Below are 26,472 nucleotides of genomic sequence, written 5' to 3' on the forward strand. Positions count from 1 at the left end.
CGGACTACATCGCATGACGGGTTGGATGACAAGCAAGTTTCTTGTCGCACCGCGCGAAATCGCCCCTGTTCTAAACCTGTGTAGATTGCGCGAGTTTGCGGACTGGTCTGACAGCGCCGTTTATTGCGCAGGCACCGACGCCGCCGTGATACATCTTGATGCCACGGGCCGTCTCGCATATCTGATCGTGACAGGTTCAAGACACGCACAGAAAGCCCCCATGGAAACGCTGGAAAAAATCGACCGCGCACTTATGTCGACGATCATAACGGTGTTGATGCTGACTGTTGGTATCTATCTGTGGGATAAGCAATATTTTACTTTCAAATTCGCCGCCGAGGATGGTTTCGCAGAATACGGCACGGCGATCGCCCTGTTTGTGGCCTGCCTGATCCTGATCAAAAACGCCTTGTCGATGAAAGGCCGCGCCACAAAACTGGCGGTTGGATTGACTTTTTTCTACGCGCTTTTGTTTTTCTTCGGCGCAGGTGAGGAGATTTCTTGGGGGCAGCGGATCTTTGGCTGGGAAACCAGCGAGGCCATGAAAGACATCAACCGTCAAGATGAAACCAACCTGCACAACATCGAAATCGGGGGCGTAGCGTTGACCAAACATCTGTTTGGCCCTGTTCTGACGACTGTGATTTTGCTCTACCTCGTTGTTCTTCCTCTTCTTTATCCGCGCTCAGGCGTGATCGAACAGATCGCGAACCGGTTCGCTATTCCCGTCCCTGGCCTGCGTCATGCCGCACTTGCCCTACTTGGCAGTGTGATCATCGCCGCCATCAGCGTGGAACGGAAATGGGAGGTATATGAGCTCGTTTTCGGCTTGCTGGTCGTCTCGATATTTCTCTCGCCGCAAAATCGCGAGCACGTCACCTAAACGCACACAGACGACGTTATCCGTCAAATTTTCCCCGTGACCCGCGGGGCGGTAAACCTGTTGATGTCTCCCATCAGAACCGGGCGCTTTCAGCCCGCAAGAGGAGACAGAAGATGAAGAAAATGGTCGCCGAGTTCATCGGCACGTTCACATTGGTATTGCTGGGGTGTGGCTCTGCGGTAATTGCCGGGGCCGATATTGGCCTTATGGGCATCAGTTTTGCTTTCGGCCTTGCCCTTATCGGCATGGCCTACGGAATTGGCCCGGTATCGGGCTGCCACATCAACCCGGCGGTTTCTCTAGGCGCGGTTGCCGCAGGCCGGATGGATATGGGTGAGGCAGTGCAATACATCATCGCACAAGTCGCTGGTGCGATTGCCGGTGCCCTTGTTCTTTTGATGATCGCCAGCGGTAAGGCAGATTACTCCGTTGCCGAAAACGGACTGGGCCAAAACGGTTGGGGCGCGGGGTATCTGGGTGAATACACCATGATGGCCGCCTTCCTGTTTGAACTGGTTGCGACGTTCCTCTTTGTGACCGTCATTCTTGGTGCAACAGGCGCAGGCACACCATCGGCCATGGCCGGTCTGGCAATTGGCCTGGCATTGGTTGTGATCCATCTGGTGGGCATCAACGTGACCGGTGTTTCCGTGAACCCGGCGCGCTCCATTGGCCCCGCACTCTTTGCAGGCGGTGGCGCATTGGCACAGCTGTGGCTCTTTATCGTCGCGCCAATCATCGGCGGCGTTCTGGCCGGCATCGTATTCAAGTCCGGCTTGCTGGACGCAGACGTGGCCGACTAAACGAAATCACGGGGACGGGATCAGATGATCTCGTCCTCGTCATAAAGCGGTGCAGCCTCGATATGGGCTGTCACGCCATCAGCGGCATCATCAGCCCGGGACGTTTCTGCGATGTGAAACATGGCCTCACCTTCATAAACAACCGGCATGTTTGTCCGCCCGATCACAATGCCTTCGACATCAGCGCTGACTTCGGTCTCGACCTCCCCAAAGGGATCCGTGACCGCGCCCAGAATGGTTCCTGGCGTGACCGTATCGCCAATTGTCAGATAGCCCCGGAACAGCCCCCGGCAGGCGCACGGTACCAACTGGACGCGCCGCAGAATACAGGCGTGCCTCGCATCTTTGGCACACCCTTGGCCGGGATCATGGCCAGATGCCGCATCACGCGCAAAATGCCGCTGACACCGGCCCGCGCCGCCAACTCATCAAACCGAAGGCCTTCACCACCTTCGTACAGAAGCACATCAACGCCCATTTCTTCGGCGGCCATACGCAAAGAGCCATCACGCAGCTTCGAATGCATCATGACAGGCGCACCAAAGGCCTGACCCAGATCACGCAGGCGGTCATTGCCGGGTGTCAGACGCAGCTGCGGCATATTAGTGCGATGGATGGCGGCGGAATGCAGATCAATTCCTACATCTGACCGCGCCACAACTTCGGTCATGAAAATATGTGCCAAACGCGAGGCCATTGATCCTTCGGCCTGCCCCGGAAAACATCGGTTCAAATCGCGCCGATCCGGCAGATATCTTGCGTTGTTGAGAAACCCGAACGTGTTGACAATCGGCACTGCCAGTAACGTCCCCGCCATCGTTTTCAGCGCATCTGCCCGCAAAAGGCGGCGCACGATTTCCACGCCGATGACCTCGTCCCCATGGATGGCCGCAGAGACAAACATGACCGGTCCGGGTTTGCGCCCATGGATCACATGCACCGATAAGTTGACCGGCGTGTGATCCGACAATGTGCTCACGGGCACGTCCACCGTACGGCGCGTGCCGGGCGCAACTTCTGTACCGTTGATTTTGAATGGTTCGCGCATTGCCATCGCTGCTGTCCCAGTTGTTTTGCTCACCGATAGGCAAAATCCATCGGCCTGTCCATCAACGCCCGCCAACCGCATTCTTTCATCACTTCACGCTCTGGTGACCAGCAACCCGCCAAGACTTGGAAATCACGCGCCAACGCGCCATCTTAAGAGCAAGTAAATGAACGTGAGGATGTTGCCATGACCTACACCAAAGACCCCGACGCGATTTCCCGTCTCAGCCCGGAAGAATACCGGGTCACACAGGAATCCGGCACCGAGCGTCCCGGCACAGGCAAGCTTCTGGCCAACAAAGAGCCTGGTATCTATGTGGATATCGTCTCGGGAGAGCCACTGTTTGCCTCGTCCGACAAATATGAAAGCGGCTGCGGATGGCCCAGCTTCACCAAGCCCATCGAACCCGCGCATATCAACGAGTTAAGCGATACCACCCTTGGCATGGTGCGCACTGAGGTGCGCTCGACCCATGGCGACAGCCATCTGGGCCATGTCTTTCCCGACGGCCCCCGCGATCGGGGTGGTTTGCGCTACTGCATCAACTCCGCCAGCCTGCGGTTCGTCCATCGCAATGAGATGGAAGCAGAAGGCTATGGCGAATACTTAAACCAAGTGGAGGATATCTGATGAGCGAACGTGCTGTTTTGGCAGGTGGCTGTTTCTGGGGCATGCAGGATCTGATCCGCAAGCTTCCCGGCGTGACAGCGACCCGTGTCGGTTACACCGGCGGCGATGTGCCCAATGCCACCTATCGCAACCACGGCACCCATGCCGAGGGGATTGAGATCAACTTTGAGCCGGAAACCATCAGTTTTCGCGAGCTTCTCGAGTTTTTCTTTCAGATCCACGATCCCACCACACCCAACCAACAGGGCAATGATCGGGGCATGTCCTACCGGTCCGCGATTTATTATGTCGATGATGTGCAAAAGGCCGTGGCCGAAGACACGATCGCCGACGTAAATGCCAGCGGGCTCTGGCCCGGTCGGGTGGTCACAGAATTGGAGCCCGTGGGTGATTTCTGGGAGGCTGAACCCGAGCATCAGGATTACCTGCAGCGTATCCCCAACGGATATACTTGCCACTTTGTGCGACCCGGGTGGCGTTTGCCCAAGCGCGATGCGGCCGAGTAACAGCGCCATAGCGCACGGTTTGCTGGGCCAACCCGCGCCTGAGTTGCGCGTGGCCCATTGGATCGACGGATCAGGTGAGCCGATGGAGAACCCTCTTCGGCTGGCCGATCTGGGTGATGGTTTCAAGGTGATCTATTGTTTTCAGCACTGGTGCCCCGGCTGTCACTCTCATGGCTTTCCAGCGCTGCAGTTTTTGCACAAAACGCTGGCCGGAAAGGGGTTTGAATTCGCCGTGATCCAGTCGGTTTTCGAGGGGTTTGAGGAAAACACCTTCGATCGTCTGCGCCCAACCCAAGAGCGCTACGGCCTTGGCATTCCTTTCGGGCATGACGTGCAACCCGACGGCGCTGGCATATCGAGTTTCATGCAGGATTACGAAACCGGTGGCACGCCCTGGATCACCGTAATTGATCCGTCGGGGCAGGTAAGTTACGCCGATTTTCACCTCGATCCGAAACGGTTTCTGTCAGCTCTTGGTCAGAACGTGCCCGATCAATGGGCCTGATCAGGGTCGGCTTTGGCGGCGGCTGCCACTGGTGTACCGAAGCGGTGTTTGCGTCTTTGCGCGGCGTTGAACACGTTGATCAAGGTTTTGCACGCGCCCGTGCTCCGGATGACACGTGGTCAGAGGCCATTGATCTGCTCTTTGATCCTGCGTTGACGCCCCTTGAGGCATTGATCGAAGTGCACTTGCGAACCCATGCCAGCACGTCCAATCACAAAATGCGCGGCAAATATCGGAGCGCCATTTACACCGTATCCGAAGAACAGGCCATGGACGCTGACAACGCCCTGCAGGCCTTACAATCCGGGTTTGATACGCCACTGGTAACCCGAGTGCTGCATTTTGAAGCGTTCAAGCCATCGGACGCACAATTTCAGAATTACCACCTGAAACATGCAGAAGGGCCCTTTTGTGCGCGCTACATCGATCCAAAACTGGATCTATTGAGAGCAGAATTCTCGCATCTTCTCGGGGAATGACCCCTGCGTAGAGAGATTGGGTTCTGTCACAGTTTCAAATTTGTCGGCACGCCAACCTTATCGAGCAAGTCCTGACCGGGCACCAACCCAAAGAAATCGAAGAGTTCCTTCACCCGCTCAGGGCGGTTCAGATCATCCGTCGTGGTCTCAAAAAATTTGCATTCAGGGTATTTCTGGCGAAATGCCTCACCAAGCGCATAAGTTTCATCCCAATACCACGACACAGCAGCTCTTTGATACCCGGGGAACAGGGCAGGCTCTTCTGTATCAAGACCCATTCTTTTGCCAATTTGGCTCAACTTTGCCACACCGGATTGCACCGCGCGGGCAAGAGAATACCCGGCAGCACCCGGCAACCCCATAAATCCGGGAGGCCCGTTTATCGGTGCTGCGATGTCGGGCGTCAGAATGTATCGACGCCCGAGTTTTGCCAGGGGACCTGAGCCCGCGCGCAGGGTGCTGTTCACCACCGCCTCTTTATCGCGGCGCAGAACGACCACACCGATGTCAGATGGGTCGAGATGTTCCATCAATGGCCATGCGAAACCCTTGACGAAACAATGCGTTGTGTCGGCGTAAATCAGTCCCTGATCCGACGCTTTTCTAACTGCTTCCGCGACATGTAGGGCAACGTCGCGCATCGGCCCCGCATCGCCACGCTGATACCGCCGCAAAGGTTCTCCGAACCCATGTGGTTTAACCTCATGATGGCTAATACAGTTTGTCGCGCCGTCAAAAAGCCCGGACAGGTAATGTGACCCGCTGCGGCCAGGGCTGACGCAGAATATAGCATGGACCATTTTAAAACTTTAAGCGAACTGGTTTCACGTTATCTGCTAGCCTGCCCGTGCGACGACAAAAAGACGTCTTTAAGGCAAGGTTTGGTTCAATTGCCAAGTTACTCGTCAAATATTTGTAGTGCAGTGACCTGCAGCATTGAAGCTGCAGATCACGCTGTCAGAAAATGCTCTCGCAATCGCAAAAGGTCAGCCTGGCATTTTGGTCTTCCGTAGGTAGGGCAGCACTGTCTCGAACTCCCCGAACTTGGCCTTGGCGTCCTCGTTCGACACGGTCGGCGGGATGATCACGTCTTCGCCCATCTGCCAATCCGCAGGTGTCGCCACACCTTTACCCGTCGAGGTTTGTAAAGCATCAAGCGCCCGAAGAACTTCGCCGAAATTACGGCCCACGGTCATTGGGTAGGTCATATTCAGCTTCAATTGCTTATCCGGGCCGATGATGAACACGCTGCGCACCGTAGCGCTGTCGGCGGGAGTTCGGCCATCGGGCATATAGGCTTCGGCTGGCAGCATATCGAAGGCCTTGGACACGGCCAGACCTTCATCCGCGATTATCGGAAAACCGGCTTTGGCACCGGCCACGGTCTCGATATCACCCTTCCACTTCTTGTGATCCTCAACCCCGTCCACCGACACACCGATGACCTTGGTGCCGCGCTTCTCCCATTCGGCACTTAGCCGCGCCACGGCGCCAAATTCGGTTGTGCAGACCGGCGTGAAGTCTTTGGGGTGCGAAAACAGGATCGCCCAGCTGTCCCCGATCCAGTCATGAAAGGTGATTGTGCCCTGATCGGTCTCGGCCGTGAAATTCGGTACCGTGTCGTTAATTCTAAGTCCCATGTCATTTTCCCTTTTCGACGTTTTCAATACAGTCGCGATTAATCAACAAACAGTGCAGAACTTTAAAACTGCCATCTTGAAGCTTCCGCTGTCCCCTGACACAGTGCCGCGAAATTCACGGAGGTCAACCATGATCGAGAAAAGAAATTTCTACATCAATGGCACATGGGTGGCGCCGGTCACCGCCAATGATCATCACGTCATTGACCCCAGCACCGAAGAGCCCTGTGCGGTCATTTCCCTGGGTGGACAGGCCGACACAGATGCGGCTGTGGCAGCGGCCAAAGCCGCATTGCCCGGCTGGATGAACACCCCGCCTGCCGATCGTATCGCGGCGGCAGAACGCATCCTTGCCGCCTACGAAGCCCGTGCCGAGGATATGGCGCAAGCCATCAGTCTGGAAATGGGTGCCCCGATTGATATGGCGCGCCAGCAGCAGGTGACATCCGGAACATGGCATATCTCGAACTTCATTACAGCGGCCAAATCCTTCGCCTTTGATGCACCATTGGGTGAACACGCGCCAAATGACCGGATCATCCACGAAGCGGTGGGCGTCTGCGCATTGATCACACCGTGGAACTGGCCAATGAATCAGGTCACGCTCAAGGTTATCGCCGCGATGATCGCCGGCTGTACGATGGTCCTGAAACCATCAGAAGAATCCCCGTTGAATGCCACTCTCTTTGCCGAGATCGTCGACGCCGCGGACATACCACCCGGTGTTTTCAACTTGATCAACGGCGATGGCGCCGGTGTTGGCAGCCAACTAACCGCCCATCCGGATGTGGACATGGTCAGTTTCACTGGCTCGTCCCGTGCGGGCAAACTCATTTCCAAGTCTGCGGCTGATACACTCAAACGTGTCAGTCTTGAACTGGGGGGCAAAGGGGCGAACCTCATTTTTGCAGACGCCGATGAAAAAGCCGTCAAACGCGGCGTTTTGCACTGCATGAACAATACCGGACAATCATGCAATGCGCCGACGCGCATGTTGGTAGAGCGCGACATCTACGATCAGGCGGTTGAAACCGCGGCAGAGGTCGCAGGCAAGGTATCCGTAGGATCAGCGCATGACGAAGGGCGGCATATGGGCCCCGTCGTGAACGAGGTGCAATTCAACAAAATCCAGGCATTGATCCAAAAGGGCATCGATGAGGGCGCCAGATTGGTCGCTGGCGGCACGGGGCGGCCCGACGGCCTGAACCGCGGTTTTTATGTGAAACCAACGGTTTTTGCCGATGTCACCCCCGATATGACCATCGCCCAGGAAGAGATTTTTGGCCCTGTCCTGTCGATCATGGCCTTTGATAGCGAAGAAGACGGGATTCAGATTGCCAATGACACACCTTACGGTCTGACAAACTACGTCCAGACGTCGGACCCGGCCCGCGCCAACCGGCTGGCCCGCGCGCTTCGGTCCGGGATGGTTGAAATGAACGGTCAGGGACGCTCCGCCGGATCTCCCTTTGGCGGCATGAAGCAATCCGGTAACGGGCGCGAAGGCGGCACATGGGGCATTGAAGACTTTGTCGAAGTCAAAGCCGTCTCCGGGTGGACACCGGGCGCTTGAGATGCAGCTTTGCGCCTTTGTCCTGCACCTGCTTCGCGCCGATCAGCGCCGGGAGAATGCGCAAACGCTGAGAGAAACTTGCGGTCTGGCCAGTGAAATATGGCCGGCTGTTGACGGGTCGACATTGGCATCTTCGGACCTTAGTGCCCTTGTGCGGAAACAGGTCTTCGAACCGGCCTATCCCTTCACTTTAAAGCCGGGTGAAATCGGGTGTTTCCTGAGCCATCGGCAGATGTGGGCTGAAATTGTCCGCCGTGAATTGCCCGCCGCCTTTATCATCGAAGACGATGCCGGACTGGATATGACTCAATTCGACAGCGCGCTTGATTTGGCCAGCCAACATATTGAAAAATTAGGATATATCCAATTTCAAACACGACACCTCGCCGGACCAAGCACATTGATCGATAGCGCTGGTGGATGCGCGCTTGTGGTGCCGGAACAGGGCGGCTTGCGCACCACGGCACAGATGGTCAGCCAGACGGCCGCGCGACACTTGCTGGACAAATCGCAAACCATAGACCGGCCCGTGGATACGTTTGTTCAAAGCCATTGGCACACAGGTCTTCGACCCGCATCGATCACGCCATCGGGCGTGTTGGAGATCGGCGAAACTCTTGATGGATCAACCATTCAGGGCGGCAAGAAACCACTAATGGAAAAGCTGCGCCGCGAATTTTCACGGGGCAGATATCGCAGTGCGGTCAAACGTTTGTCTCACCACAGCGCGGCACCTGCAGAAGGCGGATTGCATGGCTGACCGTATCATTTCGCGCCTCTTCGGCGGTGCGGGCAACCAGCTTTTTCAATATGCTGCGGGTCGGGCATTGGCGGACCATCTCGGTTGCGATCTGGTGCTTGATACGCGTTACGTCGCCGACAGCGCGGACCGCGGGGATTGTTTTGAGCATTTTGCCAACGCCCGCTTTATCCGCGACGCTCCTTTGCCCCCTTCTAAGTCTGATGGCGCGATCAAATACGGCCTCTGGCGCAAATTTGGCCGCGATCCAAGGTTTCACCGCGAGCAGGACCTCGGCTTTGATCCGGCTTTTTTCGAGCTTGGGTCTGGCACGTATTTGCACGGCTACTGGCAGTCCCAGAAATACTTCGCACCAATCATGAATGAGCTGCGCCGGGATCTGCAATTTACAACGGAGCTGAACCCCGCAAACGCCGCAATGGCCACCGAGATCGCAAAGGCGCACATGCCGGTAGCGCTTCATGTCCGGCGCGGTGACTACATTGCCTCTGGCAGTTACGCCGCCTGCTCACCCGCTTACTACCGTGCGGCGACGGACTTGTTGGCACAAACACTCGGAACCCACCTGACCTGTTTCGTGATCTCGAATGACCCGGCCTGGGCGCGCGAAAATCTGGATCTGGGGCAGGAAACGGTTTTCGTTGATCTGAACGATGAAAAGACAGGCCATTTCGACCTGCATCTGATGTCGCTCTGCGCCCACAATGTCATTGCCAACTCCACCTTTTCGTGGTGGGGAGCATGGCTGAATTCGTACGCTGAAAAACGCGTGGTTGCACCCAAGGAATGGTTTGCAAAGGATGCCCTGAAAAACCCGGATATCTGCCCCGAGGATTGGTTGCGGCTCTAGTGTGCCCCCGTCAAACCCTTTAAGACATCAGCCATGACGACGGATCATGATATCGCCAATGCGCTTTTTGTGCCCGAGACCGTGCACAAGCGCGATATATTTTCCGAAACCATTTCCGGCACGTTAGACGGGATCGATGATTTCCCTGTGGTTTTGCGCAAACTGGACGGCGTTCCAATCTATGCCCGGCCCATCGCATGGTTTCTGGCGCGAAAGGAAATCAAAGGGTTACGGGCAGTCCAAGGCATTGAGGGTGCGCCCGTTTTGGTCCGTGTCGACAAGACCGGCCTCCTGCGCAGCTGGACCCAGGGCACGCCGCTTCAACTGGCAAAACCGACCGAAGCGGCGTGGTATATCGACGCCAAACGCCTGTTGCGGCAAATGCGACGTGCCGGTGTCACGCATAATGACATCGCCAAACCGCAAAACTGGCTGATGACGCCCGATGGGCGCGCGGCGGTGATTGATTTTCAACTGGCCTCCGTTCACCGGCGCAAGGGCACCCTGTTTCGGGTCATGGCGCGTGAAGATCTGCGGCATTTGCTGAAACAAAAGCGGGCATATGCGCCTGACCTGCTGACGCCGTCCGAACACCGGATGCTGGCCACCAAGGCGCTGCCCGCCCGCATCTGGATGGCTACGGGAAAACGGCTCTACAATTTCATCACAAGGCGCCTGATGAACTGGTCAGATGGCGAAGGAACAGAGGATCGGATCAGCCGCGATGGCCCCGCCTTGATCGCGGCGCTGGCAGATCATCCCGATATCCACGATGTGGCGCTGCACACCTATGCCTTGCCAGCCAAAGGTGTCGGCCTCTATGCATTCGTCGAAACCTCTCTCGGTATGGAGGAACTTCGCGCGCTTGTTCCTGACCCGAAACCGGAATTGATCCAACCCGTTTCATCCCTGCCCCGCACCTCCGACGGGCACCTGCGCGATGACGCGCTCAATCTGATCGCCACCAATCGCCTGGATGAACTGGAACTGCTGCAAGCGGACGATCCAGCGCTTGCCAAATCCCTCAAACCCATCATCAGTGAACGCCTAAACCTGACAGATCGCGTCTTGCGGGCCTGAATTAGAACGGCACCGGTGCCTTGAATGACATGCCGCGACCCCCATCCGGATGTTTGAGCCGCAATTCCTGCGAATGCAGCATCAACCGCGGATGCGCGGCCGCAGCACCAGTTGCGTAAAGCGGATCGCCCAAAATGGGATGCCCCAGGGCCAGCATATGCACCCGCAATTGATGGCTCCGCCCGGTCTTTGGGCTCAGTTTGACGCGGCTTTCACCGTTACCCGCCCGCATCACCCGCCAACCGGTCTCCGCGGGTTTGCCGGTTTCGTGACATACCTTTTGCAAAGGCCGGTTGGGCCAATCCACGATCAGCGGCAAGTCAACAACGCCTATCTTGGGCTGCAACTCACCGTAGACCCTTGCAACATATGTCTTTTTTGTCATGCGCTTTTCAAACTGCAGGCCCAGATGCCGCTGCGCATAGGGTGTCAATCCGAACACCATCACACCTGATGTATCCCGATCCAAGCGATGAACCAAAAGAGCGGTCGGGAAGGCCTCCTGAACGCGGGTGAGCAAGCAATCAGCCAGATGTGCGCCCTTACCAGGCACCGAAAGCAGCCCCTCGGGTTTGTTCACAACGACAATCTCATGGTCTTCGTGCAACACATCCAATGGCGTATCAGGGGGCGCATAATCTGACATATCAGCCGCTTACACCAACCTGTCTCCAAGCGCCAACCCCGAGGAGACTGCCGGAGGCAGACGACGAGACATCAGGCGCGGGCCAAGGGCCCGCACAATCAGATCACCTTTATGCCTTGGCGCGCTCGCCCTTGGGGTCATACATCGGGCGCAGGCTCGCCTCAGCTGTGACCCGTGTGCCTGCCACGTCGATCTCATAGGTGGATGCCAGAACCTGATCCGGTGTTTCCCCTTTGCACGGCACATATCCCAGGCCCATCGCGGCCCCAAGGTGATGGCCGTAGCTGCCCGACGACAGATATCCCACGATTTCACCATCCCGGATCACCGGCTCGTTGTGGTACAAGAGTGGCTCGGGATCGGTCAGCTTGAATTGCAGCATCCGGTTTTCAAGACCCGTTTCCTTTTTGCGCAGCACCGCATCACGGCCAATGAAGTCCGGCTTGGCGGTCTTCACGGCAAAGCCCAAGCCCGCCTCCAGCACATGGTCTTCGCAGGTGATGTCATGGCCAAAGTGGCGGAAGCCCTTCTCAATCCGGCAGCTGTCCATCATGTGCATACCGCAAAGCTTCATGCCATGCGCCTGCCCGGCTTCATGCAGCACTTCAAACGCATGCCCGGCCATGTCCGAGCCGACATAGACCTCCCAACCCAGCTCACCCACATAGGTCACACGGTGAACGCGAGCCCTGCCAAAGCCCAGCTCAATCTCCTGCGCCGTGCCAAAGGGGTTTACGTCATTGCTGAAATCATTCGGGGATGCGGCCTGCAGCACCTCGCGCGCCTTGGGCCCCATCACGGCCAACACGCCTTCGCCTGCCGTCACATCGGTGATGACCACGTTGAAATCGCCCTTATGGCGCATCATCCAGGTCTGGTCTGCCTGTCGCGTCGCGGCAGGGGTCACCACCAGATATGAGGTTTCGGTCAGGCGCGTGACGGTCACATCCGCCTCGATCCCGCCCGTGTTGTTCAGGAACTGCGTATAAACGATCTTGCCATTGGGCACGGAGTAATCGCCGCCGCCCACGTAGTTCATGAACGCTTCGGCATCCGGCCCTTCGACCCGGATTTTGCCAAAGGAGGACATGTCGTACATGCCCACGCCCGTGCGGATCGCGTTATGCTCTGCCGCTGCGTTGTCGAACCAGTTCTGGCGCTTCCATGTGTATTCATACGCGCGCTCCTGGCCTTCGTTGGCAAACCAGTTGGCCCGTTCCCAGCCCGCAATCTCACCCATGACCGCGCCTTGTTCCAGCAAGTGATGGTGGAACGGCGTGCGGCGCACTCCGCGAGCCGTGCGTTTTTGCAAGTAAGGGAAGTGATCCGCATAGAGCAGGCCAAGCGTTTCTTTCGAACGTTCGAAAAGATAGTGCTTGTTGCCCTGGAAAGGCTGCATCCGACTGATATCGACATCGCCCAGATCGAACGGTTTTTCACCCGCATCCATCCATTGCGACAGCGCTTGACCCGCGCCGCCTGCAGATTGAATCCCGACAGAATTGAAGCCCGCGGCGACCCAGACATTGTCCATTTCAGGCGCCAGCCCGAGGTGATATGCGTCATCGGGCGTAAAGCTCTCAGGACCGTTGAAGAAGGTATGAATGCCAGCCTCCGCCAAAAGCGGCATACGTTCACAGGCTGCTTCAAGGATGGGTTCAAAGTGATCAAAATCTTCGGGCAGCTGATCAAATTCAAAACTGTCCGGGATACCATTCATACCCCATGGTTTTGACACCGGCTCAAACGCACCCAAAAGCATTTTGCCCGCATCTTCCTTGTAATACGCGCATTCATCCGGCACCCGCAGCACTGGCAGCTGTTTCATGCCCTCAATTGCTTCCGTCACAATGTAGAAGTGCTCACACGCGTGCAGGGGTACGTTCACCCCGGCCATACGGCCCACTTCGTGGCCCCACATGCCCGCACAGTTTACGATCATGTCGCATTTGATATGACCTTGGGCTTTACCATCGTCACTGGCCCAATCCACACCGGTCACACGGCGGCCATCCTTGGCAATCCCGGTGACCTTGACGCGTTCTTTGACGGTTGCACCGTTCTGGCGGGCGCCCTTGGCCAACGCCAGGGCGATGTTGGCCGGATCACCCTGCCCGTCCAGCGGCAACCAGACCCCTGCGGTCACATCATCGACATTCAGATGCTCGTACTTTTCTTTGACCTCTGCCGGGCTGATTTCCTCAACCTCAACGCCAAAGGCGCGCGCCATACCGGCCTGGCGGAAAATCTCTTCCTTGCGCTCTTCGGTCAACGCAACAGTGATCGACCCACAGCGTTTGAATCCAGTCGCAACGCCAGTCTCGGCTTCAAGGTTGCCATAGAGTTCCTGACTGTATTTCGCCAGCTTGGTCATGTTGGCCGTCGCGCGCAGCTGCGCAATCAGGCCAGCCGCGTGCCATGTCGTGCCACAGGTCAGTTGCTTGCGCTCGAGCAAGACAATGTCTTTCCAACCAAGCTTGGCCAGGTGATATGCGACAGAGCACCCGATGACACCGCCACCAATAATGACCACACGCGCCTGCGAGGGAAGTTCCATGTCCAAGTCTCCTGTCAATTCTGTCGACGCCGCTCGGGGCGACGGCGGTAAACCCATCTGGCTGGGATCATTCTACTGTTACCGGAGGAGATTACCCCGCGCGATCCGTCAGGCAATCCAAATATTTCAGCATGTCAGCCGGATTTGGACCCGGCACCACGCCGCTGTTTGCGTACCGCCTGCGGCGTCAGGCCAAACAGCCCACGATAGTGCGGCGTGAAACCACTTGGGAATCCACAGGCCAGTGCGATTTCATTGATCGGCATAGAGGTGTTCAAGAGCAGGTTGTTGGCCTTGTTAAGCCGCAGAGCCCGGTAGTATTCCGCCGGGCGGCTGGCCAGTTTATCGCGGAAGCGCCGCTCGAGGGATCGGGACGAAACGCCGACCAGTCGGACCAGTTCGGAAATGGGCAAAGGTTCTTCGATATTGGCCTGCATGAGGGCAATACAGTCATCCAGTTCCCGGTCGCCCGTCAACGATACCGTGCTGCCGCCAAAGGGCTGCAATGTCCCCAGATCACGAATGCGGTCATGCAAGAGCACATTCGCAACCGCCGTCACGGTGGCAGAAGGAATATGTCGGCTCATCAATGTCAGGACCACGTCGACGGTCGATCCCATGCCCGCACAGGTAATGATCTGCCCTTGTTCCGTCGCAAGCACCTGGGTTGTTTCCTCAAGCCCGATTTCTTCCTGCAAAATCGCCCGATTTTCCCAGTGGGTCGTCATGCCGCTGTCGCCGCGTTCCCCGATGTACCGGCTGGCCGCTTCTGCCAGCAAAATCACGGTGGCGCCGCGGCTGACATAGGTATCTATGACGCGGCCCATCGACAAATCCGGATGGGCGGGATCCGCGTTGCCCAGCACAAACACGTAATCTGCTTCCGGGTAGGATTCGAAAGGGACGGTGTTTACCGTCGCGTCCGCCGGGGATGCAACCAATCCTCCCCCAGCCGACATGCTGCGCCACGCAAAAACCTGTTTGAGCATCAGTCGGTTTGCCAGGCGCAACTGGTCGACAACCCCGGCATATTCAGTCAGCACAAAGCCCTCTGTCAGCAACAGATCGAATTGAACAGGTTTGGGGTCAGCCTCTACCATTGTCCGATACTACACAATATCGTGCCCGGCTGCTTGAATTTGCTGTGACAGCTCCGCGATATGGTCTGGCCCGACTTCGCAGCACCCCCACAATCGTGGCCCCCTGACCAACCCATTCCATCGCGAATTTCGCATAGGCAGATGGGGTCAGATCAACCCGCGCCTCCAGCGCATCAACGGTTGGTCTATCCTGCAAATAAGCCTCGGAAATTTGTGTGAACCCGTTGGCATAGGCGCCAAACGGCAGTCCAAACTTCTTTATTTTTTTCAAAGCTGTACCAATCACTTCGGGGCGCGAACAATTGATCAAAACGGCCGCCGGCGCGTGTTTCGCAATCAGAGGTTCCAAGAGGTCCAAGCTTTCGCCAGAACGCAGGCGCGTACCGTCTTCATCATCCACTGTAACCGCGATCCAAACCGGCTTTGTCGACATGGCAGCACCCTGCAGCGCGCCTTCGGCATGTTCCAATGACGCCACAGATTCCAGCAGGATCAGATCGACCCGATCCTGTAGCAATTCGACAATCTCAGCAAACCGCGGCGCGGCCACATCGGGCGCGATACGGATGTCCGGGCGATAGGTGGCCTCCAGCGGGCCAATCGTCCCGGCAATCCTGCCTGCACCATTATGGGTCGCACGGGATGCCTCAATTTCGGTCAGGGCATTTTCAACCAATCCCGGCATCAGGTCAGGATCAAGATTGACCTTTTCTAACCGGTCGCGATGCACACAATAAGTATTGGTCGAGGCGATCGTCGCCCCGGCACGGTAATAGGCGTCATGCACCGCTTCGACCATGCCGGGATGATCCATCATCACCTGGATAGACCAGATCGTTGTCGGGACGTCGCCCGAACGTTTCATCAATTCCTGGCCAATCGAGCCATCCAGCAGGTGTATTTGCGCCATGGTATTCCCTCAGTTCATTCTCACGTGGCCCAGGGCAGCAATATCAGCTTGCCCGCCTGCGCCTTGGATTGGAAATCCTCCTGCGCCGTGTGGATGTGCCGCAAGGGATAGGTTTTGGCAATCACCGGTTTCACTTTGCCCGCAATTGCCAGATCAACCAGCCCCTCAAACACGTCGCGCGACATGAAGGAACATCCGTGGATCGTGATGTCCCGCAGGTAAATCTTGCGCAGATCCGCCTCGACCATCGGTCCGGCAATGGCCCCGGATGTCGCGTAATGCCCGCCCGGTTTCAGCGCCATGATCAGATCAGGCCAGGCTTCGCCCGCCACGACGTCGATCACCACATCAAACCGGTCCTGCCCCACATCCGCGCCGCGCGGCAGCACATCTATGGCACCGGCCTCGTAGACGCGTGCCGCCTTGGCGTCTGCCGCAATGCCTGTGACCCGCGCGCCCAGCAACGTGGCCAATTCCACTGCCGCAAGGCCCACCACGCCTGACGCACCGGTGATCAGCACATGATGATCTTGCCCGACGCCTGCGCGCTTCAATTGGTTCCAAGCGGTGCCGTAGCCGCAGGGGATCGCGGCAATTTCTGCGTCGCCCAGGGGTGAGGTGCTCACGTCAAAGACCTCATCGGCCTCCAGCAGGCAAAACTGCGCAAATGCGCCATCCACTTCCGAACCAAGCGCGATGTAAGATACCGGGTTGTCCGTCTTGGGGCGTGGAATATTGATCTGGCTGGTGACGCGCGTGCCAAGCGCCGGGGTTGTCACGCCCGCGCCCTGCGCCACGACCTGCCCACAGATATCGCCACCCTGAATGCGGGGAAATCCAAGCGCCCCGTCCCAGCCTCCGGCTTCAACCTTGGCATCCTCGCCAACATCTTCGGTCGCGGTGGTGACTTCGGATGCATACCAACCGATGCGCGTGTTGATATCGGTATTGTTCACTCCCGCGGCCAGAACCTTGACCAGCACCTGGCCCGGTCCGGGCGTTGGCACGGGGATATCCTCGCGAAATTCCAGCACCTCCGGCCCGCCATGGCCGGTCAGATAGACACCGGACATCTGCGCCGGGATCATTTCGCTGGCTCTTGCGCGATGTCCTTGAGGCCCAGCAATACGGCCGCACCAATCATCAGCGCGCCAGAGATCCGGTTGATCCAGACGCCTGTCAGGTTTTTGACCCGCCCAACGGTGCGCACCGCCGCCCAGCCCCACAGCAACAGGATCACACCGTCCACAACCAGATAGGTCACGCCAAGGATCAAAAGCTGCGGCAGAACCGGCAGTGCAGGGTCAATAAATTGCGGAAACAACGCGCCAAAAAAGACCACGGCATAGGGGTTGGCGGATGACGTTACAAACCCTTGGCGGAAAAGTTTGCCTCCCTGCGCGGCATCCGGGCTTTCTGCCTTGGCGGTCTGGAACATCAGTCGCAAACCGATCCAGACGAGGTAGGCAACGCCCAACCATTTCACCACCCAAAGCGCATTGGCAGAGGCGGCGACAAGGGCTGTCAAACCAAATGCCGCCAGGGTCATCTGGACGGCATTGGCGCTGAGGTCACCCGCAATGGTCGCCGTGGACCGGCGCAGCCCATGGCGCAGGCTGTTGGAGATGATCAGAAGTTGGCTGGTATCTGGCGGCGTCGCAAAAAACGCCGCCAGAACCCCTAGGTAGATAAGGTAGGTTTCGATGCTCAAGCACGTATCCGTTCGTTCTGCGGATCCCACAATGGCTGATCCTGCTGAACAACAGCCTTGCACCGCTCGCCGTAAATTTCCACCTCCAACTCGGTACCGGGCTCCGCCAGATCGGCGCGGATCATGGCCAGTGCGATGCTGGCATTGACCCGGTGCCCCCAGGCGCCGCTGGTGGTTTCACCCACGACCTCATCGCCGGCCCAGATCGTCGACATATAGGGCGCATCGGCCTCTTTAGCGTCGATGATCAGCGTCGAAAACGCCTTCTTGCGGCCCTGCTGCTTTTCAGACATCAGCGCGGCTTTGCCTTTGAAATCCTGCGGTTTGTCGAATTTCACGAAACGCTCATGCCCGCCTTCCAGCAGGGTGTAGTCGGTGCTCAGATCGCCCTTCCACGCGCGATACCCTTTTTCGATCCGTAGAGAATTCAGCGCATACATGCCAAATGGCGTGGCGCCGGCTTCCAAAACGGCTTCGTAGATCGCAGGCATCACGGCGTTTTCGGCGTGGACCTCCCATCCTAGCTCTCCTGCGAAGGACACACGTGCCAGAAACGCCTTTTGCCCGGCCACGGTAGCGTGCTGATGGGTCAACCAGCCCAGGGACAGATCCGCATCGGTCAGACCCGACAGGACATCGCGGGATTTCGGACCGGTGACGATCAGCGCCGACCGCTCGGTCGTTGTCTCATTCACCGTCACGCCATCCGGCACGTTTTGGCGCAGCAGATCACCGTCATGCCATTGCGCAGGTGCCGCTGTGATCAGAACAAAACTGTCCTCTTCCAGACGGATGCACGAGAATTCCGTCAGGATGCGGCCCCGGCTGTCGGAGACGTAAACGAGGTTCATCCGCCCGATCTTGGGCAGACCGCCGGTCACAAAACCGCGCAGCCATTCATCGGCCCCCTCGCCTTGCAGCCAGAAACGGCTGAAGCCCGGCAGGTCAAGCACGCCGCAACCATCGCGGACCGCTTCGCACTCTTCCTTGACGCGCTGTTCCCACGGGCCATTGCGGTTCCAGGTCTGTGTGCTTTCTTCAGATGTGTCATCGCCCGGCTTGGCGAACCAGTTGGCACGCTCCCAGCCATTATAGGTGCCCATCACGCCGCCCAGTTCCCGCACCTTGGCGTCATTGGGGCTGTGTTTCTTGTCACGACCGGCAGGCCATTCGTGATGCGGGAAATGCATCGCATATTCGTGGCCGTAAGTCTCCAGCGCCTTCTGCAGGCAGTAATCATGGTCCGCGTAATCGGTGTACCGGCGCGGATCGACGGCCCACATGTCATGCTCGGTCTCGCCATGCATGATCCATTCGCTGAGCACCTTACCAGCACCGCCACCCTGGGCGATCCCGAAGGTGAAGCTGTGCCCTTCAAAGGCATTCTTAACGCCGGGCATCGGGCCGATCATTGGCAGGCCATCAGGCGCATAAGGAATTGGGCCGTTGATGTTGCGACCGACACCAGCCTCACCAAGAAGCGGCATCCGCTCCATCGCGTCCTCGATATACCATTCCAGACGCTCCAGGTCGTCGGGGTAAAGCTGGAAACTGAAATCCTCTGGCATCGGATCTTCGGGGGTGACCCAATGCGCCTTACAGTTCCGCTCATACGGCCCAAGGTTCAGACCGTTTTTCTCCTGACGCAGATAGTATGACGTGTCCACGTCGCGGATCATCGCAACCTTCTTGCCGTTCTCCTTGGTCCAGGCTTCCAGCTCGGCAATTGGCTCGGTCAGGAAATACTGGTGCGACATCACAACCATTGGCACGGTACGCCCGCCGAATGGCTTGAACATCTCGCCCACGCGCTGCGCGTAGTAGCCCGCGCAGTTGACGACATACTCGCACTTGATCTCACCTTTTTCGGTTTTGACAATCCATTCGTCGCCATCTTTGTCGATCCCCGTGACCGGGCAGAACCGTTCGATCTGGCCACCAGCCGCACGGGCACCTTTGGCCAGTGCCTGGGTCAACTGAGCCGGGTCGATATCGCCGTCCAGCGGATCCCAAAGGCCACCTTCCAGATCATGCGTTTCCATGAACGGGTTGTACTGCTGCAGCTCTTCAGGCGTGCAGATGTCCATTTGCAGACCCTGATACCGGCCCATTCCGGCCACGCGTTCAAATTCCTGCATCCGCTCTTTGCTATGGGCCAGACGGATCGCACCGGTGACGTGATAATTCATTGGGTAATCAACATCTTCACCCAATGTCCGGTACATCGACGCGGAATAACGCTGCATGTTCATCACGGCCCAGGAGCCCGCGAAATTCGGCACGTTGCCAGCCGCGTGCCAGGTGGAGCCGGCCGTCAGTTCGTTCTTCTCCAGAAGGATGCAGTCCTTCCAGCCGGCCTTGGCCAGATGATAAAGCGTCGAGGTGCCGACGACACCGCCACCGATGATGACCACGCGGGCGGTTGAAGGTAGATCAGCCATTTGCAGACTCCGTTTCTTGTTGTTCGTATTCAGTGTTCAGTTGTTCGGGTGACGGCATCGGGTGATGCCCTCAGGATTTTTCATGTTGCGGCAAGCCATCCTTGATCTCGTAATAGTCGCCCTTGTCAGCCACGAAGATATGGCTTTCGAGCTTGAGGCCGGTGGGCTCATCGAGTGCGCCAAGCGAAAAGCTGATCTCGTCTTCATCATGGGCCGTCCAGAACAGAAAGGTGCCACAGGTCGGGCAGAAGCCGCGTTTGGCCGATGCGCTGGCTTCAAACCACTTCACCGTGCCGGAAACATGCATGTCTTTTTCTGCGGCGCTGGAGGAGGCCCAGAAATGGCCCGACTGCTTGCGGCACTGGCTGCAATGGCAGGAGGTGGCGCGTCCCAAAGGCCCATCAATGGAAAAACGTACCTCTCCGCACAGGCATGATCCGGTTTGCATATCAGGCCCTCCCAGGCGTGGCGGCGGTGCCCAGAAGCGCGCCGTAGATGATGAAACACAAGGCCAGCACCCGCCGCAGCCAGACATTGAAAACTGCCCCCAACGCCGCGCGGCCCAAACCGGCGCCCAAAGCCGTGTACGTGATGTAGCTGAGCGCCGTCAGCGTCAGCGCCGTGGGGAAGATCACCCACATCTGCGTGCCGATCGGCACATCTGGCTGAACAAACTGACTGAAAGCGGCCAAATAACCAGCGACAGATTTCGGGTTGATCGTGGCAATCGCAAAGGCGCGCCAGAAAACCGACCCTTGTGGCGCATCCACTGTCACCATCCGGCGCGCGGTGATCCAGCCGCGCACGCCCATGTAGATCAGGAACGCCGCGCCCAGAAGTTTCAGGATCTGAAACGCGGCCGGAGAGGCCACGATCAGCGCCGTAATTCCAAGCGCCGACAGCGTCAGGAAGAGGCAGGCCTGCGCCAGGATCGCCAGCACGGCAATCAGCCCCCGGCGAAACCCGATGGTCATGCCATTGGTGATGCAGTTGACCGCATTTGGCCCCGGGGTGATTACAAAGACCGCCCAGAACACCGCGAATATGGTCCATCCCTCCCAACTCATGGCATCAATACACCGGCGGGGCGATCACCCAGATCGCAACGGCAGGTTCATTATACGGGTTGACCCATTCATGCGGCTCGCCGCGGATGCGGAAACTATCACCGGGGTGGATCGTGAAGACGGCGCCATCGATCACCAGATCCAGTTTGCCCGAGATCAGAAAACCGACTTCCTGTGTCGGACGCTGGATGATCTCACCCGCGCGGCTATGCGGGGCAAAGGTGGAATGCACCATTTCAAAATCGTCGGTCAGGTCGGGCGACAGAAGTTCCTCAACCAAGCCACCGGGACGTGTGCCCAACTGGCGCCGCGCGCCCTTGCGCACGACATAGCCCGCCTCCGAGGCGGGGCTGGCCGAATGCCCGAAGAGAAGCGAAATCGGTACATCTAGCCTGGCGGCAATCGCCCTCAGGTCGCTGATCGAAGGTTCGGACTTGTCGCGCTCCACCTGGCTGAGCCATCCCACGGACCTGCCCAACTGTTCGGCAAGGTCACTCAGGGTCACGCCACGCGTTTTGCGCAATGCCCGCAAATCTGCACCCAGGGTGCGCGATGCGGCAATGTCGGATTGGTGCATGGGGGCGTCCTTGGTGAAAATTACCTTCGGTTTTTCACGATGCCCCGAATCGGTGAAATTTCAAAGCGGTTTTTCACGATTCACCGCGAAATCTGACCGTCATGCAGAATGTTTTTTGTAACAATCCGGCTGGGAAACCGCTTCGTGACGCCGCGTTACTCCGCAGAAACCCGCAAAAGGTAAGGTTTTCCTAACTTGGCAGCGGGCCAAAAATCACCGAACGAGCGCGAAATACCACTCACGGACGCCCCCGTCGGGAGACGTCGCCCATCGCCCCGGGGGCCTATTTCCTCGGGGCGAAACCGGTTTTCAGCGCGCAAAAACTGCGTCCAGGATGCCGCGTAGTTGATCCGCATCTGTTTGCGTGAAGGCGCTTGGTTGATCACTGTCGATGTCCAGAACGCCCAGCAAAGTGCCCGCCTTGTCCCAGACCGGCAGCACAATTTCAGAGCGGGTCGAACTGGCGCAAGCGATATGACCCGGAAACGCGTCAACGTCATCGACCAGTTGCGTTTCACCTGTAAGTGCCGCAGCACCGCAAACACCGCGTGAAAATGGAATAACCAGGCAGCCGTGCCCCCCTTGATAGGGTCCGATCTTCAACAGCTCCGGTGCGACCACGCGATAAAACCCGGTCCAATCAAAACGGTCATCGGCGTGGTGCAACTCACACACAATCGTGGCCATCAGAGCGACCACATCGTCTTCGCCTTCGGTCAGGGCAGCAATGGTCTTGGCGATATGGTCATAGTCGATCATCATGGCGCCAGTTTTGTCATATCGCTTGGACACGAACCATCCCAAAAATCCGGTTCAGACCCGTTCAATAGCAATGGCCGTGCCTTCGCCACCGCCAATGCAAATGGCCGCAACACCCCGTTTCAGCCCACGTTTTTCCAGCGCGTTGAGAAGGGTCACCATGATCCGCGCGCCGGACGCTCCAATGGGATGGCCCAGCGCGCAGGCGCCGCCATTCACATTGACCTTGTCACGCGCCAGGCCCATTTCATGCATGAAGGCCATGGGGACAACCGCAAAGGCTTCGTTCACCTCCCACAGATCCACATCATCCTTGGTCCAGCCGATTGATTTCAATAGCTTTTGCGCCGCTGGAACGGGTGCCGTCGTGAACCAGCCCGGCGCTTGCGCATGGGATGCGTGCCCCAAAATCCGCGCACGCACATTCAAACCCTTCGCTTCGGCCGCATCGGATGAGGCCAACACAAGGGCCGCTGCTCCATCCGAGATCGAACTGGCATTGGCCGCCGTAACAGTGCCGTCCTTGCGAAAGGCGGGTTTCAACTGTGGGATTTTTTCGGGTCGCGCCTTGGCCGGTTGTTCATCGGCCGAGATCACGATGTCGCCCATTCGCGTGGCAATCGTCACGGGCGCAATCTCGCCCTCGAACGCACCGCTTGCCTGAGCAGCCAATGCGCCTTCCAATGATCCGATGGCATAGGCATCCTGTGCTTCGCGGGTGAACTGGAACTTCTCGGCACAATCTTCGGCAAAGGTGCCCATCAGGCGGCCTTTGTCATAGGCATCCTCCAACCCATCGAGGAACATGTGATCTTGCACTTGCGCGTGGCCGATCCGGGCGCCGCCACGCATCTTGGGCAGCATATAGGGCGCGTTTGACATGCTCTCCATGCCGCCTGCGATCATAGTGTTGGCATGGTCCAGAGCAATCTGGTCAAAACCCATCATCGCAGCCTTCATGCCCGAACCGCACATCTTGTTGAGGGTTGTGGCGGGCACATCCTCCCCCAACCCGCCTGCAAACCCGGCCTGGCGTGCGGGCGCCTGACCCTGACCTGCGGGCAGCACGCAGCCCATCAGAAGTTCATCCACGGTCTCAGCCCGCGCATCGGCCAGTGCCGCGCGAATAGCCGCGCCACCCAGAACAGACGCTTCCACGCCGTCGAAATCCCCCTGAAAGCCGCCCATAGGTGTGCGGGCTGCACCCGCAATAACAACATCCTTCATCGCGACATCCTCCTGATTTTTTCTGGCCCTGAATACCGAATGGTAAGAATTGGGGTCTAGCCTGAATGGTATTACTACGTAGCGGATGAGGTCACCATGGACTTTCAAAGTACCACTCACGGCACCACTAAAGTCATCACAGTTAACGCTCAGCGTATCGATGCTTCGGTTGCTATCCAGTTCAAGGACGCCATGCGCGCCGCAACTGAGGATGGTCCCGATCACGTTGTGCTTGATCTGGGCCAGGTTGCATTTGTCGATTCAAGTGGCCTTGGCGCCATTGTCGCATCGATGAAACAAATGGGCGCAACCCGAAAACTCGATCTTGCAGCTTTGACGCCGGACGTCTCAAAAGTGTTCCGGCTGACACGTATGGACACGGTTTTTAAAATTCATCCTGACGTCGATGAAGCCCTGCCACGCGCCAGTTAAGCTGAGGCTTAGCAGGGAAAACAGTCTAGGAACCGCTGTGAAGTACAGGGCACTGCAACACGGGTTTAGCATTTCCATGATCGGCACCGAGGCGTCGGTTCGAACAGCATTGGCCCGTTTGCGCGGGGAGCTCAGTGAAAATGGCGTCGATCCCGATCTCTGCGCGACGGTCGAAATCGCCATGGCCGAGGCGCTCAACAACATTGTCGAACACGCTTATGCAAATGAACGCCCCGGACCGGTCGATATCGTGGCAGATATCGGCAAGGATGGGATTACGTTCAACCTGCGTGATCGCGGGCATGCGCTGCCCGGGCTTGAACTGCCCGCGGGCGAATTGCCAAAAGCAAATGTAGAACTTGCTGAGTTACCGGAAGGGGGATTCGGTTGGTTCCTGATGCACACCTTGACGAAATCTCTCAGCTACACGCGTGTCGACGAAGAAAATCGCCTGACTTTGGTCTTCGCAAACCCTTGATTTTTTTGGGTGATACCCCCTATTTCAGTTGTCTCAATATTGCCCCATTCCCATCTCAATCAGGCCCAACTGCACCAACATAACCGTACCTGTAGCTGCATATGGCTTCCCTCGGCGACGCGTGTTTACAGCCCCCACCCAGTGCGCGTCGTCGAGGCTTCTCTTTCCTGACAATTGGCAATCCCGGCTCCCGGCTCTAGTGTCTGCAAAACTGCAGACATGAGGCTCCGTTATGCGCGATTTTCACATGCCCGGCCGTTCGTCCGTTTTTGCGTCGAATGGCATGTGCGCCACATCCCATCCCCTTGCGGCGCGCACCGCCATCGACATCCTCGAGCGCGGCGGCAATGCCATGGACGCTGCCATTGCTGGTGCGGTGCTTCTGGGTATCTGCGAGCCGCAAATGACAGGCATCGGCGGCGATTGTTTTGCCTTGTTTTCCCCCGCTAGCAGTCAGGACGTCCTGGCCTTCAACGGTTCTGGACGTGCCCCTGCAGCTGCAAGCGCGGACGCGCTGCGTGCAAAAGGTCACACATCCATACCCATCAACAGCGCAGATGCCGTTACCCTCCCCGGTGCAATTGATGCCTTTTGCCAGTTAAATCGGAAGCATGGTGCCTTGGGTCTGGATGCGGTGTTGGCGCCTGCCATCCACTACGCCGATGTTGGCGTTCCTGTCGCACCGCGTGTGGCGCATGACTGGCAAACCGCCAGCCAAAATCTGCAAGGTCACGGGCTTCGACACTACATGCCAAATGGAACACCACTCAAAACCGGTCAGATTTTCCGCAGCCCCGGACAGGCAGAGGTGCTGCGGCGGATCGCAAAAGATGGGCGTGACGGATTTTACACCGGCGATGTTGCCGCCGACATGATCGATACTTTGCGCGCCGCAGGCGGTTGTCACACCACCGAGGATCTCGCCTGCGTCTGCGGGCATGATACTGTGCCGGTATCGGGCGTGTATAAGGGCCTAGAACTGGTTGAGCATCCACCGAACGGCCAGGGGGCGACAGCCATCTTGATGCTGAATATGTTGGCGCTTTTCGACATTGCTGAGCTGGACCCGATGGGCAGTCAACGCGCGCATATCGAAGCTGAAGTCACCAAACTGGCATATGACGCCCGCAATCGGATCATTGCGGACCCTGATGAAACCGCCCGATTGGAGCATATGCTCTCGACAGACACGGCAGCCAAACTGGCAGCTTTGATCGATCCCAAATCCGCGTCTGATGCTGTTCACAAACTGACCGAATCCGTGCATCGGGATACCGTCTACATCACTGTCGTTGACCGCGATCAGATGGCCGTTTCGCTGATCTGTTCCATTTTCCATGGGTTCGGTTCGGGCATCGCGTCGGAAAAATATGGAATTCTCTTTCAAAACCGGGGTGCGGGCTTCAATTTGACGCCCGGCCACCCCAATGAATTGGCGGCAGGTCGGCGCCCAATGCATACCATCATTCCCGGGATAGTACGTGAAAACGGGCGGGTCGCGATGCCATTCGGTGTGATGGGCGGGCAATATCAGTCCTGCGGGCATGCACGCATGCTCAGCAATATGATTGACTTTGGCATGGATGCGCAAAGCGCGATTGACGCCCCCCGGTGTTTTGCGGATGCCGGAGAATTGAAAATGGAGCGTGGTTATTCCGAAAAGGCCTGTGCCGAACTATCCGAAATCGGGCATAAGATTGTGGTTTCCGATGGCCCCATCGGCGGCGCCCAGGCGATTGTGATCCGCCAGGATGGCATTCTGGAAGGAGCAAGTGACGCACGCAAAGACGGCTGTGCATTGGGCTACTGA

At 57.7% G+C, this 26,472-nt stretch carries 27 protein-coding genes and 1 pseudogene; 13 read left to right on the plus strand and 15 right to left on the minus strand.

What is annotated here, in order from left to right:
• Positions 1-220: 220 nt before the first annotated feature.
• Positions 221-883, plus strand: a complete 663-nt coding sequence (locus ACZ1HJ_RS01675) for a hypothetical protein (RefSeq protein ID WP_472720638.1) — start codon at positions 221-223, stop codon at positions 881-883.
• 113 nt (positions 884-996) lie between these two features.
• Entirely contained in the window at positions 997-1,686 is a 690-nt protein-coding gene (gene aqpZ / locus ACZ1HJ_RS01680) for an aquaporin Z (protein WP_472720639.1), read from the plus strand.
• Positions 1,687-1,706: 20 nt separating this feature from the next.
• Here the strand turns inward: aqpZ and ACZ1HJ_RS01685 are convergent.
• Positions 1,707-2,740 (minus strand): annotated as a pseudogene (locus ACZ1HJ_RS01685) (succinylglutamate desuccinylase/aspartoacylase family protein).
• A gap of 180 nt (positions 2,741-2,920) precedes the next feature.
• On the opposite strand from ACZ1HJ_RS01685, the gene msrB reads away from it, so the two are divergent.
• From msrB to ACZ1HJ_RS01705, 4 genes are read left to right on the plus strand one after another with little or no spacing between them, the layout of a single operon-like run.
• A complete protein-coding gene (gene msrB / locus ACZ1HJ_RS01690; RefSeq protein ID WP_472720640.1) occupies positions 2,921-3,364 on the plus strand; it encodes a peptide-methionine (R)-S-oxide reductase MsrB in 444 nt (147 codons plus the stop codon).
• Positions 3,364-3,870 (plus strand): peptide-methionine (S)-S-oxide reductase MsrA, encoded by a 507-nt coding sequence (msrA, locus tag ACZ1HJ_RS01695; protein ID WP_472720641.1) that lies wholly within the window; start codon positions 3,364-3,366, stop codon positions 3,868-3,870. The genes msrB and msrA overlap by 1 nt, the downstream gene beginning before the upstream one ends.
• Positions 3,857-4,375: a peroxiredoxin family protein gene (locus ACZ1HJ_RS01700; protein ID WP_472720642.1), complete on the plus strand. Its 519-nt coding sequence runs from the start codon at positions 3,857-3,859 to the stop codon at positions 4,373-4,375. The genes msrA and ACZ1HJ_RS01700 overlap by 14 nt, the downstream gene beginning before the upstream one ends.
• On the plus strand, positions 4,366-4,854 hold the full coding sequence (locus ACZ1HJ_RS01705) for a peptide-methionine (S)-S-oxide reductase (protein WP_472720643.1): 489 nt from the start codon (positions 4,366-4,368) through the stop codon (positions 4,852-4,854). The genes ACZ1HJ_RS01700 and ACZ1HJ_RS01705 overlap by 10 nt, the downstream gene beginning before the upstream one ends.
• A 26-nt stretch (positions 4,855-4,880) precedes the next feature.
• Here the strand turns inward: ACZ1HJ_RS01705 and ACZ1HJ_RS01710 are convergent, their stop codons facing one another.
• On the minus strand, positions 4,881-5,654 hold the full coding sequence (locus ACZ1HJ_RS01710; RefSeq protein WP_472720644.1) for a hypothetical protein: 774 nt from the start codon (positions 5,652-5,654) through the stop codon (positions 4,881-4,883).
• Between the two features lie 186 nt (positions 5,655-5,840).
• Complete coding sequence (locus tag ACZ1HJ_RS01715) at positions 5,841-6,494, minus strand: peroxiredoxin (RefSeq protein ID WP_472720645.1); 654 nt, start codon at positions 6,492-6,494, stop codon at positions 5,841-5,843.
• A gap of 130 nt (positions 6,495-6,624) precedes the next feature.
• Between ACZ1HJ_RS01715 and ACZ1HJ_RS01720 the strand changes: the two genes are divergently transcribed.
• Genes ACZ1HJ_RS01720 through ACZ1HJ_RS01735 form a run of 4 tightly spaced genes read left to right on the plus strand, consistent with a single transcriptional unit; the run spans position 6,625 to position 10,757 of the window.
• A complete protein-coding gene (locus ACZ1HJ_RS01720) occupies positions 6,625-8,067 on the plus strand; it encodes an aldehyde dehydrogenase family protein (RefSeq protein WP_472720646.1) in 1,443 nt (480 codons plus the stop codon).
• Position 8,068: 1 nt separating this feature from the next.
• Positions 8,069-8,827: a glycosyltransferase family 25 protein gene (locus tag ACZ1HJ_RS01725; RefSeq protein ID WP_472720647.1), complete on the plus strand. Its 759-nt coding sequence runs from the start codon at positions 8,069-8,071 to the stop codon at positions 8,825-8,827.
• Positions 8,820-9,677 carry an alpha-1,2-fucosyltransferase gene (locus ACZ1HJ_RS01730; protein ID WP_472720648.1) on the plus strand — a complete coding sequence of 286 codons (858 nt, stop codon included), beginning with the start codon at positions 8,820-8,822 and terminating at the stop codon, positions 9,675-9,677. The genes ACZ1HJ_RS01725 and ACZ1HJ_RS01730 overlap by 8 nt, the downstream gene beginning before the upstream one ends.
• Positions 9,678-9,710: 33 nt before the next feature.
• Positions 9,711-10,757, plus strand: coding sequence for a serine/threonine protein kinase (locus ACZ1HJ_RS01735; RefSeq protein WP_472720649.1), 1,047 nt, complete (start codon positions 9,711-9,713; stop codon positions 10,755-10,757).
• A 1-nt stretch (position 10,758) separates the two neighbouring features.
• Here ACZ1HJ_RS01735 and ACZ1HJ_RS01740 read toward each other — a convergent pair whose 3' ends face one another.
• From ACZ1HJ_RS01740 to ACZ1HJ_RS01795, 12 genes are all read right to left on the minus strand, one after another.
• The gene (locus ACZ1HJ_RS01740) at positions 10,759-11,403 is read right to left on the minus strand and encodes an RluA family pseudouridine synthase (RefSeq protein WP_472720650.1); all 645 of its coding nucleotides are present in this window, start codon (positions 11,401-11,403) and stop codon (positions 10,759-10,761) included.
• A 109-nt stretch (positions 11,404-11,512) separates the two neighbouring features.
• Positions 11,513-13,960, minus strand: a complete 2,448-nt coding sequence (locus ACZ1HJ_RS01745; RefSeq protein WP_472720651.1) for a GcvT family protein — start codon at positions 13,958-13,960, stop codon at positions 11,513-11,515.
• A 134-nt stretch (positions 13,961-14,094) separates the two neighbouring features.
• The gene (locus ACZ1HJ_RS01750; protein ID WP_472720652.1) at positions 14,095-15,060 is read right to left on the minus strand and encodes a GlxA family transcriptional regulator; all 966 of its coding nucleotides are present in this window, start codon (positions 15,058-15,060) and stop codon (positions 14,095-14,097) included.
• Entirely contained in the window at positions 15,047-15,970 is a 924-nt protein-coding gene (locus tag ACZ1HJ_RS01755; RefSeq protein ID WP_472720653.1) for a homocysteine S-methyltransferase family protein, read from the minus strand. The genes ACZ1HJ_RS01750 and ACZ1HJ_RS01755 overlap by 14 nt, the downstream gene beginning before the upstream one ends.
• A 20-nt stretch (positions 15,971-15,990) precedes the next feature.
• Positions 15,991-17,058, minus strand: coding sequence for a zinc-binding dehydrogenase (locus tag ACZ1HJ_RS01760; RefSeq protein ID WP_472720654.1), 1,068 nt, complete (start codon positions 17,056-17,058; stop codon positions 15,991-15,993).
• On the minus strand, positions 17,055-17,681 hold the full coding sequence (locus tag ACZ1HJ_RS01765) for a LysE family translocator (RefSeq protein ID WP_472720655.1): 627 nt from the start codon (positions 17,679-17,681) through the stop codon (positions 17,055-17,057). The genes ACZ1HJ_RS01760 and ACZ1HJ_RS01765 overlap by 4 nt, the downstream gene beginning before the upstream one ends.
• The gene (locus tag ACZ1HJ_RS01770; RefSeq protein ID WP_472720656.1) at positions 17,678-20,122 is read right to left on the minus strand and encodes a GcvT family protein; all 2,445 of its coding nucleotides are present in this window, start codon (positions 20,120-20,122) and stop codon (positions 17,678-17,680) included. The genes ACZ1HJ_RS01765 and ACZ1HJ_RS01770 overlap by 4 nt, the downstream gene beginning before the upstream one ends.
• A 70-nt stretch (positions 20,123-20,192) precedes the next feature.
• Positions 20,193-20,570, minus strand: coding sequence for a GFA family protein (locus tag ACZ1HJ_RS01775; RefSeq protein ID WP_472720657.1), 378 nt, complete (start codon positions 20,568-20,570; stop codon positions 20,193-20,195).
• 1 nt (position 20,571) lies between these two features.
• On the minus strand, positions 20,572-21,189 hold the full coding sequence (locus tag ACZ1HJ_RS01780) for a LysE family translocator (protein WP_472720658.1): 618 nt from the start codon (positions 21,187-21,189) through the stop codon (positions 20,572-20,574).
• 4 nt (positions 21,190-21,193) lie between these two features.
• A complete protein-coding gene (locus tag ACZ1HJ_RS01785) occupies positions 21,194-21,766 on the minus strand; it encodes a helix-turn-helix domain-containing protein (protein WP_472720659.1) in 573 nt (190 codons plus the stop codon).
• Between the two features lie 309 nt (positions 21,767-22,075).
• On the minus strand, positions 22,076-22,528 hold the full coding sequence (locus ACZ1HJ_RS01790) for a GAF domain-containing protein (protein WP_472722132.1): 453 nt from the start codon (positions 22,526-22,528) through the stop codon (positions 22,076-22,078).
• Between the two features lie 51 nt (positions 22,529-22,579).
• On the minus strand, positions 22,580-23,752 hold the full coding sequence (locus tag ACZ1HJ_RS01795) for an acetyl-CoA C-acyltransferase (RefSeq protein WP_472720660.1): 1,173 nt from the start codon (positions 23,750-23,752) through the stop codon (positions 22,580-22,582).
• Positions 23,753-23,848: 96 nt separating this feature from the next.
• Here ACZ1HJ_RS01795 and ACZ1HJ_RS01800 point away from each other — a divergent pair, with 96 nt between their 5' ends.
• The 3 genes from ACZ1HJ_RS01800 (at position 23,849) to ACZ1HJ_RS01810 (ending at position 26,472) form a co-directional block, all read left to right on the plus strand.
• Positions 23,849-24,184, plus strand: coding sequence for an STAS domain-containing protein (locus ACZ1HJ_RS01800; protein WP_472720661.1), 336 nt, complete (start codon positions 23,849-23,851; stop codon positions 24,182-24,184).
• A 37-nt stretch (positions 24,185-24,221) separates the two neighbouring features.
• Positions 24,222-24,662 (plus strand): ATP-binding protein, encoded by a 441-nt coding sequence (locus ACZ1HJ_RS01805; protein WP_472720662.1) that lies wholly within the window; start codon positions 24,222-24,224, stop codon positions 24,660-24,662.
• Between the two features lie 232 nt (positions 24,663-24,894).
• On the plus strand, positions 24,895-26,472 hold the full coding sequence (locus ACZ1HJ_RS01810) for a gamma-glutamyltransferase family protein (protein WP_472720663.1): 1,578 nt from the start codon (positions 24,895-24,897) through the stop codon (positions 26,470-26,472).

It is taken from the genome of Roseovarius sp. JB2-10, assembly GCF_055693585.1.

What these genes read in the sequence shown, in the direction of transcription:
- ACZ1HJ_RS01675 (WP_472720638.1), top strand. Translation starts at nt 221, where the DNA reads ATGGAAACGCTGGAAAAAATCGACCGCGCACTTATGTCGACGATCATA.
- aqpZ (WP_472720639.1), top strand. Translation starts at nt 997, where the DNA reads ATGAAGAAAATGGTCGCCGAGTTCATCGGCACGTTCACATTGGTATTG.
- msrB (WP_472720640.1), top strand. Translation starts at nt 2,921, where the DNA reads ATGACCTACACCAAAGACCCCGACGCGATTTCCCGTCTCAGCCCGGAA.
- msrA (WP_472720641.1), top strand. Translation starts at nt 3,364, where the DNA reads ATGAGCGAACGTGCTGTTTTGGCAGGTGGCTGTTTCTGGGGCATGCAG.
- ACZ1HJ_RS01700 (WP_472720642.1), top strand. Translation starts at nt 3,857, where the DNA reads ATGCGGCCGAGTAACAGCGCCATAGCGCACGGTTTGCTGGGCCAACCC.
- ACZ1HJ_RS01705 (WP_472720643.1), top strand. Translation starts at nt 4,366, where the DNA reads ATGGGCCTGATCAGGGTCGGCTTTGGCGGCGGCTGCCACTGGTGTACC.
- ACZ1HJ_RS01710 (WP_472720644.1), bottom strand. Translation starts at nt 5,654, where the DNA reads ATGGTCCATGCTATATTCTGCGTCAGCCCTGGCCGCAGCGGGTCACAT.
- ACZ1HJ_RS01715 (WP_472720645.1), bottom strand. Translation starts at nt 6,494, where the DNA reads ATGGGACTTAGAATTAACGACACGGTACCGAATTTCACGGCCGAGACC.
- ACZ1HJ_RS01720 (WP_472720646.1), top strand. Translation starts at nt 6,625, where the DNA reads ATGATCGAGAAAAGAAATTTCTACATCAATGGCACATGGGTGGCGCCG.
- ACZ1HJ_RS01725 (WP_472720647.1), top strand. Translation starts at nt 8,069, where the DNA reads ATGCAGCTTTGCGCCTTTGTCCTGCACCTGCTTCGCGCCGATCAGCGC.
- ACZ1HJ_RS01730 (WP_472720648.1), top strand. Translation starts at nt 8,820, where the DNA reads ATGGCTGACCGTATCATTTCGCGCCTCTTCGGCGGTGCGGGCAACCAG.
- ACZ1HJ_RS01735 (WP_472720649.1), top strand. Translation starts at nt 9,711, where the DNA reads ATGACGACGGATCATGATATCGCCAATGCGCTTTTTGTGCCCGAGACC.
- ACZ1HJ_RS01740 (WP_472720650.1), bottom strand. Translation starts at nt 11,403, where the DNA reads ATGTCAGATTATGCGCCCCCTGATACGCCATTGGATGTGTTGCACGAA.
- ACZ1HJ_RS01745 (WP_472720651.1), bottom strand. Translation starts at nt 13,960, where the DNA reads ATGGAACTTCCCTCGCAGGCGCGTGTGGTCATTATTGGTGGCGGTGTC.
- ACZ1HJ_RS01750 (WP_472720652.1), bottom strand. Translation starts at nt 15,060, where the DNA reads ATGGTAGAGGCTGACCCCAAACCTGTTCAATTCGATCTGTTGCTGACA.
- ACZ1HJ_RS01755 (WP_472720653.1), bottom strand. Translation starts at nt 15,970, where the DNA reads ATGGCGCAAATACACCTGCTGGATGGCTCGATTGGCCAGGAATTGATG.
- ACZ1HJ_RS01760 (WP_472720654.1), bottom strand. Translation starts at nt 17,058, where the DNA reads ATGATCCCGGCGCAGATGTCCGGTGTCTATCTGACCGGCCATGGCGGG.
- ACZ1HJ_RS01770 (WP_472720656.1), bottom strand. Translation starts at nt 20,122, where the DNA reads ATGGCTGATCTACCTTCAACCGCCCGCGTGGTCATCATCGGTGGCGGT.
- ACZ1HJ_RS01775 (WP_472720657.1), bottom strand. Translation starts at nt 20,570, where the DNA reads ATGCAAACCGGATCATGCCTGTGCGGAGAGGTACGTTTTTCCATTGAT.
- ACZ1HJ_RS01780 (WP_472720658.1), bottom strand. Translation starts at nt 21,189, where the DNA reads ATGAGTTGGGAGGGATGGACCATATTCGCGGTGTTCTGGGCGGTCTTT.
- ACZ1HJ_RS01785 (WP_472720659.1), bottom strand. Translation starts at nt 21,766, where the DNA reads ATGCACCAATCCGACATTGCCGCATCGCGCACCCTGGGTGCAGATTTG.
- ACZ1HJ_RS01790 (WP_472722132.1), bottom strand. Translation starts at nt 22,528, where the DNA reads ATGATGATCGACTATGACCATATCGCCAAGACCATTGCTGCCCTGACC.
- ACZ1HJ_RS01795 (WP_472720660.1), bottom strand. Translation starts at nt 23,752, where the DNA reads ATGAAGGATGTTGTTATTGCGGGTGCAGCCCGCACACCTATGGGCGGC.
- ACZ1HJ_RS01800 (WP_472720661.1), top strand. Translation starts at nt 23,849, where the DNA reads ATGGACTTTCAAAGTACCACTCACGGCACCACTAAAGTCATCACAGTT.
- ACZ1HJ_RS01810 (WP_472720663.1), top strand. Translation starts at nt 24,895, where the DNA reads ATGCGCGATTTTCACATGCCCGGCCGTTCGTCCGTTTTTGCGTCGAAT.